The organism is Hydrogenophaga sp. FW305-3-2-15-A-LB1 (assembly GCF_058787875.1).
In genome coordinates, this window is sequence record NZ_JBYTAE010000039.1 from 43,761 (window position 1) to 50,736 (window position 6,976).

8 protein-coding genes are annotated in these 6,976 nt (G+C 69.5%); 7 read left to right on the forward strand and 1 reads right to left on the reverse strand.

Going from position 1 to position 6,976, the window contains the following annotated elements:
• Positions 1-38 precede the first annotated feature (38 nt).
• Genes AC3WPZ_RS13735 through nadC form a run of 7 tightly spaced genes read left to right on the forward strand, consistent with a single transcriptional unit; the run spans position 39 to position 5,875 of the window.
• Positions 39-572, forward strand: a complete 534-nt coding sequence (locus AC3WPZ_RS13735; RefSeq protein WP_382153469.1) for a MarR family winged helix-turn-helix transcriptional regulator — start codon at positions 39-41, stop codon at positions 570-572.
• Complete coding sequence (locus AC3WPZ_RS13740; protein WP_382322179.1) at positions 572-1,744, forward strand: Gfo/Idh/MocA family protein; 1,173 nt, start codon at positions 572-574, stop codon at positions 1,742-1,744. The genes AC3WPZ_RS13735 and AC3WPZ_RS13740 overlap by 1 nt, the downstream gene beginning before the upstream one ends.
• On the forward strand, positions 1,741-2,745 hold the full coding sequence (locus AC3WPZ_RS13745) for a PDR/VanB family oxidoreductase (protein WP_382322178.1): 1,005 nt from the start codon (positions 1,741-1,743) through the stop codon (positions 2,743-2,745). Before AC3WPZ_RS13740 ends, AC3WPZ_RS13745 begins: the two co-directional genes overlap by 4 nt.
• A gap of 11 nt (positions 2,746-2,756) precedes the next feature.
• Positions 2,757-3,746: a substrate-binding domain-containing protein gene (locus AC3WPZ_RS13750; protein WP_382322177.1), complete on the forward strand. Its 990-nt coding sequence runs from the start codon at positions 2,757-2,759 to the stop codon at positions 3,744-3,746.
• A 35-nt stretch (positions 3,747-3,781) separates the two neighbouring features.
• Positions 3,782-4,534, forward strand: coding sequence for a sulfite exporter TauE/SafE family protein (locus AC3WPZ_RS13755; RefSeq protein WP_382322176.1), 753 nt, complete (start codon positions 3,782-3,784; stop codon positions 4,532-4,534).
• Positions 4,531-4,992, forward strand: a complete 462-nt coding sequence (locus tag AC3WPZ_RS13760; RefSeq protein WP_444687618.1) for a bacteriohemerythrin — start codon at positions 4,531-4,533, stop codon at positions 4,990-4,992. Before AC3WPZ_RS13755 ends, AC3WPZ_RS13760 begins: the two co-directional genes overlap by 4 nt.
• A 37-nt stretch (positions 4,993-5,029) precedes the next feature.
• Positions 5,030-5,875 (forward strand): carboxylating nicotinate-nucleotide diphosphorylase, encoded by an 846-nt coding sequence (gene nadC, locus AC3WPZ_RS13765; protein ID WP_382322174.1) that lies wholly within the window; start codon positions 5,030-5,032, stop codon positions 5,873-5,875.
• Between the two features lie 28 nt (positions 5,876-5,903).
• Here the strand turns inward: nadC and AC3WPZ_RS13770 are convergent.
• Positions 5,904-6,976 (reverse strand): patatin-like phospholipase family protein (locus AC3WPZ_RS13770; protein WP_492440080.1); only part of this gene is annotated, 1,073 nt, incomplete at its 5' end.

Sequence of the window (6,976 nt, forward strand, 5' to 3'; positions counted from 1 at the left end):
CCATCCACCCCGACCCCGCCTCAAGCCAACCGATCGCCATGTCTCAAGCAGAAAACAACAGGGAAAAAGAAGCCATTGCCGCCGACTGGCGCGGGGTGCTCAACGACGAGCGCCTGGCCCACCTGGTCAAGACCGCGTTCCGCTGCACCTCCAGCAGCCTATCGCGCCGGCTGAAGCAGCACGATGTGCTCTACGGCCACTGGACCCTGCTGCGCATCCTGTGGCGCGGCGACGGCCTGACGCAGCGCCAGCTCAGCGAGCAGGCCGGCGTGACCGAGCCCTCGACCATCACGGCCCTCAAGGGCATGGAGGCGCAGGGCTATGTCTTCCGCCAGAAGGTGCCGGGCAACAAGAAGAACAACCGCGTCTTCCTCACGCCCAAGGGCGTGGCATTGCGCTCGGCCATCGTCATCTGCGCGGAGGAGGTCAACGCCATCGCCTCGCAGGGCGTGCCGGCCGAGGACCTGGCCACGACGCGGCGCACCCTGCTGGCCATCATCGACAACCTGAGTCGGGACGCCGCCCGGCAGGTGGACGGTGACGACGACCTGGGCCTCGACGGAGAACCGTGATGTCCCTTCCCCTTCGCATCGGCATGCTCGGAATGGGCAATGCCGGGTTGGCCTTCGTCCCTGCGATCGCCCGACACCCCGAATTCGAGCTGGCGGCCTTCGTCGAACCGCACGAAAACGCCCGTCTGGCGGCACAGGCGAAGTACGGTGTGCCGGGCCACGCGACGCTGGCGCAGCTGCTGGCCGAAGGCCCGCGCCTGGACGCGGTCTGCATCGCCTCGCCGACCGAATACCACACGGCCCAGGCGCTGCAGGCCATGGAGGCGGGCCTGCACGTGCTGGTCGAGAAGCCCATGGCCATCGCGCTGGACGACGCGCGGTCCATGGTGCGGGCGGCGCGCGAGCGCGGCGTGGTCCTGCTGGTGGGTCATTCCCACAGCTACGACCTGCCCATCCGCAAGATGCGCGAAGTGATCGCCTCGGGCCGCCTGGGAGGCGTGCGCATGGCCCACAACTGGTGCTTCACCGACTGGATCTACCGCCCGCGCCGCCCTGACGAGCTGGATGCCCGGCAAGGGGGTGGCGTGACGCTGCGCCAGGGTTCGCACCAGTTCGACATCCTGCGGCTGCTGTGCGGCGGCGAGGTTCGCCGCGTGCGCGCCCGCGCCTTCGACCTGGACCGCGGGCGGCGCGCCATCGGCGCGCACTGCGTCTACCTCGATTTCGAGAACGGCGCGGTGGCCACCGCCGTGTACAACGGCTACGGTGGTTTCCAGACCACCGAGATCCTCGGCGGGCTGTCGGAATGGGGCTTCCCCGCCCCCGAGCAGGGCTGGAGCGTGCAGCGCCGCGGCGCCGGCGGCGCGCGCGACGCCGCCGCCGAACTCCAGGCCAAGCAGGCGCGCGCCGGCCAGGTGATTCCGGATCAGGCGCCCTTCCACCCCTTCTTCGGCATCACGTTGGTCAGCTGCGAGGGCGGCGACATCCGGCAGTCGCCACAAGGGCTTCAGGTGTACGACCGCGACGGCGTGGAGGAACTCCGCTTCCCCACCGACCGCAGCCCGCGCGAGCTCGTGCTCGACGAATGGGGCGATGCGATCCGCGGCCGCGCGGCCGCCGTGCACGACGGCCTGTGGGGCATGGCCAACCTGGAAGTGTGTCTGGCGGCCCTCGAGTCCTCCGAGCAGAACGCCGACGTGGCCCTGAACGAACAGAGAGCGGTTCCCGTATGAGCAATGAAGACCTGGCCGTCGCCACGGCCCCGACCCCGTCCACCGTGGACAACGGCTGGATGAGCCTGCAGGTGGTGGGCAAACAGTGCATCGCGAGCGATGTGCACGAGTTCGAACTGGCGCGGGCCGGTGGCGGTGCCTTGCCACCCGCCGAACCCGGCGCCCACATCACGCTGCTCACCCCCAACGGCCTCACGCGGCGCTACTCCGTCTGCAACCGCCCGGGCGAGACGGCGCTCTACCGCATCGCGGTCAAGCGCGAGGCGCAGGGCCTGGGGGGCTCGCGCAGCCTGGTGGACCAGGTGCAGCGGGGGGACCCGGTCTCGGTGTCGCCGCCCGCCAACTACTTCCCGCTGGGCATGGAGGCGCCCTCGTACTGGCTGATCGCCGGCGGCATCGGCATCACGCCCATCCTGTCCATGGCGCGCGCCCTGCGGCAGCGCGGCAGGGCCTTCAAGGTGCTGTACCTCACGCAGATGCCCGAGTCGGCGGCCTACCGCGACGAACTGCTGGCCCCCGATCTGGCGCCGCACGCCACCGTGCACCACAACCACGCCGACCCGGCGCAGCGCTTCGACCTCGCGGCCGCGATGCAGGCCTGCGCGGCCGACGCCCACATCTATTGCTGCGGCCCCCGGCGCCTGATGGACGCGGTGAAGGAACTGGCGCGCGGCCGCCCGAGTGGCACGGTGCATTTCGAGGACTTCGGCACCAGCGAGGTCTCCGATGCGCACACCGACATCCCGTTCAAGGTCCGGCTCTGCAAGACCGGCCAGATGTTCGACGTGCCCTGCGGCAAGACCATCCTGGATGTGCTGCGCGAAGCCAGGGTGCTGGTGCCCAGCTCGTGCGAGAGCGGCACCTGCGGCTCGTGCCGCACCCGGCTCGTGGCCGGTGTGGCCGATCACCGCGACTACGTGCTCGACGAAGACCAGCACGACAGCGAAATCATGATCTGCGTCTCCCGCGCCAAGAGCTCCGTGATCGAAATCGACCTTTGAGAAACCCCACCATGTCCCAACTGCAAATCTCCGTCGCCATGGGCGACTACGACCGCAACCGCGCCCTGTTCGACGGCCGCGTCCAGATCGATGGCTGCGACCCGGTCTACATGCTGCTCAGCCCGGAGGAAATGTTCTTCCGCGCCATGCGCAACCGCGACTTCGACGTCACCGAGCTGTCCTTCTCCAGCTACCTCGTCAAGCACTCGGCCGGTGACAGCCCCTACGTGGCCATCCCGGTCTTTCTCTCGCGCGCGTTCCGGCACACCTCGATCTACGTGCGCAAGGACCGCATCCGGCGCCCCGAGGACTTGAAGGGCTGCCGCATCGGCATCCCCGAGTACCAGCTCACCGCCATCGTCTGGGCCCGCTCGATCCTGCAGGATGATTTCGGCATCCGGCCGGAGGACGTGAAGTGGGTGCGCGGCGGCATCGACACGCCGGGGCGTCCCGAGAAGATCAAGCTGAACCTGCCGCCCGGCGTCGACGTGACGAGCGCGCCGGAAGGCCGCACCATCTCCGACCTGCTCGACCAGGGCGAGATCGATGCCTTCATCGCGCCGCGCCCGCCGAGCGGTCCCGCCCTGAGCAACCCGCAGGTGGGCTGGCTGTTCGACGACCCCACGGCGGCCGCGAAGGACTACTACGCCCGCAAGGGCATCTTCCCCATCATGCACGTGGTCGGTGTGCGCAAGGAGCTGGTGCAGCGGCACCCCTGGTTGCCCGCCGCGCTGTTCAAGGCCTTCAGCGAATCCAAGGCGCGCGCGCTGGAGCTGCTGGCCGACACCTCGGCCACCAAGGTCACGCTGCCGTTCGTGGAGGAGCAGCTCAAGGCCGCGCGCGAACTGCTGGGCAACGATTTCTGGTCCTACGGCGTGGCGCCCAACACCCGGACCCTCGAGGCCTTCCTGCACCACCACCATGCGCAAGGCCTGTCGGCCCGCAAGGTCGAGCTCGCCGAGCTGTTCCACCCGTCGACCTATGAGAGCTACAGCATCTGAGGCCGGCCGCGCCGCCGCCTGCCATGGTCCATCGAATGAGTGAATTCCAGCCCGCCGCCTGGTTGGTGTTCCTGCTGGCGGGGGCGGTCATCGTCCTGGCGGCGGGCATCGTCAAGGGCGCGATGGGCGTGGGCATGGGCATGCTGGCCGTGCCCATGCTGTCCCTCTTCGTGCCGCCGGCCCAGGCCATCGGCCTGATGGTGGTGCCGGTGCTGTGGTCCAACGTGGTCCAGACCATCGAGCGCGGTTCGCCGATCTACAGCGTGAAGCGCTTTCGCTGGTTGATCATGTCGCAGCTGTTGTCCGTCGTGCTCACCGTGCGCCTGACCTCCAGCCTCTCGGCCGACCAGATGAACGTGATGTTCGCCTGCGCGATCCTGGTCTCCGTGCTGCTGATGGCGACCCGGCCCAACGTGCGGATCGCGCCGCGCCACGAGACCGCGGCCAGCGTGCTGGCCGGCATCACGGCCGGTGTGATGGGCGGGGTGTCGTCCCTCACCAGCCCGGTGCTCATCACCTACCTGATGGCGCTGAATCTCAAGCGCGAGGAGTTCATCGGCAGCATCAGCGTCATCTACCTCTTCGGTTCGGTGTTCATGTACTCGGCCATGATCTGGTACGGCCGCTTCGGCGCCTTCGAGCTGCTGGTGTCCTGCGCCACCGTGCTGCCCATGCTGCTCGGGCTCGCGCTGGGCAAGAAGATCCGCTACCGGCTCAGCGAGACGCGCTTTCGCGCGCTGCTGCTGGCCTTTCTGACGGTGCTGGCGACGGTGCTGCTGTTCAAGTGAACCAGGACGCCCTCCCGCCCACGCCCGTGTCCGAACAGGGCCCCCTGGCCTGGAGCGACGAGCTCCTGCTCGGTTACCCACCCATGGACCACCGGCACGAGCAGTTCGTGGCCTGCCTGGGCGACCTGCAGCGCGCGCCCGACGAGATCCTGCTGGTCGCGCTGGAGGCCATGATCGATCACCTGGCCGCGCATTTCGGCGAGGAGGACCGCTGGATGGAAGAGAGCGGGTTTCCGCCCCGCCAGTGCCATGTGGACGAGCACGCGGCCGTGCTCCGCTCGGCCGCCGAGGTGCGCGCTCTGCTGCTGCAGGGCGAGATGGCGCCCTGCCGGCGCCTGGCCGATGCGCTGGAAGACTGGTTCCCCGGCCATGCCACCCACCTCGATTCCGCCCTGGCGCACTGGATGTGCAAGGCCCAGCTGGGCGGCAAGCCGGTGGTCCTGCGGCGACGTTCCTAGCCCCTTTTTCTCTCTCTCTCTCTCTTCTCTGCCGACGATGATGGACCTCGACATTCCCCCCACCCAGATCGACGCCGACGTGCAACGCGCCCTGACCGAGGACGTGGGCGCGGGCGATCTCTCCGCCGGCATCGTGCCCGGCGACCGGCGTGCGCGCGCTGTCGTGATCTGCCGGCAGGCCGCTGTGATCTGCGGCGAACCCTGGGTGCGGGCCACGCTGCGCCAGCTGGCCCCGTCTGCCACGGTGACCTGGCGGGTGCCCGACGGCGGGCGTTGCGAACCCGGGCAGGCGATCTTCGAGGTCGAGGGTGGCGCGCGCGAGCTGCTCACCGCCGAACGCACCTGTCTGAACTTCCTGCAGTTCCTCAGCGGCATCGCGACCCGGACGGCGGTCTTCGTCGATCGGGTGCAGGGCACGGCCGCCCGCGTGCTCGACACCCGCAAGACCATTCCCGGCCTGCGCCAGGCCCAAAAATACGCCGTGCGCTGCGGCGGCGGGCACAACCACCGCATGGGGCTCTTCGATGCGGTGCTGATCAAGGAAAACCACATCCACGCGGCCGGCAGCCTCCCGGCCGCGTTCCGCGCCGCCCAGGCGCTGGCGCCTCAGGCCAGCTTCATCCAGGTCGAGGTGGAAACCCTGGCGCAGCTGGAAGAGGCGCTGGCCATCGGCGTGACCATGGTGCTGCTGGACAACATGCCGCTGGCGTCGGTCCGCCGCGCGGTGGCGATGGCTGGCGGCCGGTGCAGCCTGGAGGTCTCGGGCGGCGTGAACCTGGAGAACATCCGCGCCTATGCCGAGACCGGGGTGGACCGCATCTCGGTGGGCGCGCTGGTCAAGGACGTCACCGCCGCCGACTTTTCCATGCGCTTCGCGGCCTGAGTCCGACCCCCTTGGCGGGGCGCGCGGCTCAGACGTCCTTGAGCACCGGCCCCAGGTCCAGCGTGCTGCGTTGCCCCAGGTCCTTGCGGTGCGCATGCAGCCAGCGGTCCGCCGCTTCGCGCCCCATGGCGTGCAGGTTGGAGAGGAAGGCCCATTGCGTGTTGGTCTTGCTGCCCGCGCCCAGCGCCGCGAGCGAGTCGCCGCCCTCGATCAGGTGCACGCGCAGCCGCTGCACGCGCTGGAACAGCGCGGGGCTGCCGGGTGAGCGCTGCTCGCCGATGACCTGCTTGAGCAGCGCCAGTGTGCGCAGCTCTTTCACCAGGCTGGCGTTGAAGGTCACTTCGTTGATGCGGTCGAGGATGTCGCGCGCGCTGGTGGGCACGCTCTCGCGCTGCGTGGGGTTGATCTGCACCAGCAGCAGGTCGTCGGCGCGGGTCTCGTTGACCAGCGGCAACAGCGTGGGGTTGCCCGCGTAGCCGCCGTCCCAGTAGGCCTCGCCCTCGATCTCCACCGCCTGGAACAGCAGCGGCAGGCAGGCCGAGGCCAGCACCATGTCGGCCGTGAGTTCCTGCTGGCCGAACACGCGCAGCGCGCCGGTGCGCACCTGCGTGGCGGCAATGAAGAGCTGCGTCTTGTGGCAGTGGCGCGCGCGGTCGAAGTCGATGGTTTCGACCAGGATGTCGCGCAGCGGGTTCAGGTTGAGCGGGTTGAGCTGGTAGGGCGAGAGCGTGTGGCCGAAGGCATCGGCCGCCTGCTGCAGCGGCTCGGTCCAGGGCTTGAGCCAGGGCGCGAGCCAGTCGGTCGCCGGGCCCATGAGCACGCCGATCGGGCTGGTCTGCAGCCGGTGGAAAGGCGAGAGCTCGGCCACGCGCGTCCAGAACTGGCGCAGCACGCGCTGCGCGCCTTCGCGCCCGCCGTCCATGAGGCCCGAGGCCAGCGCCACCGCGTTCATGGCCCCCGCGCTGGTGCCGCTGACGGCGGCGATCTCCAGCGTGTCGTCTTCCAGCAGGCGGTCGAGCACGCCCCAGGTGAAGGCGCCGTGCGAGCCGCCGCCCTGCAGAGCGAGGTCGATCGGGTGTTTGCCGGGGCGGCGGCTCGCAC

Bases quoted from the DNA above. Each gene is read 5' to 3' on its own strand.
- AC3WPZ_RS13735 (WP_382153469.1), top strand. From the start codon at position 39: ATGTCTCAAGCAGAAAACAACAGGGAAAAAGAAGCCATTGCCGCCGAC.
- AC3WPZ_RS13740 (WP_382322179.1), top strand. From the start codon at position 572: ATGTCCCTTCCCCTTCGCATCGGCATGCTCGGAATGGGCAATGCCGGG.
- AC3WPZ_RS13745 (WP_382322178.1), top strand. From the start codon at position 1,741: ATGAGCAATGAAGACCTGGCCGTCGCCACGGCCCCGACCCCGTCCACC.
- AC3WPZ_RS13750 (WP_382322177.1), top strand. From the start codon at position 2,757: ATGTCCCAACTGCAAATCTCCGTCGCCATGGGCGACTACGACCGCAAC.
- AC3WPZ_RS13755 (WP_382322176.1), top strand. From the start codon at position 3,782: ATGAGTGAATTCCAGCCCGCCGCCTGGTTGGTGTTCCTGCTGGCGGGG.
- nadC (WP_382322174.1), top strand. From the start codon at position 5,030: ATGATGGACCTCGACATTCCCCCCACCCAGATCGACGCCGACGTGCAA.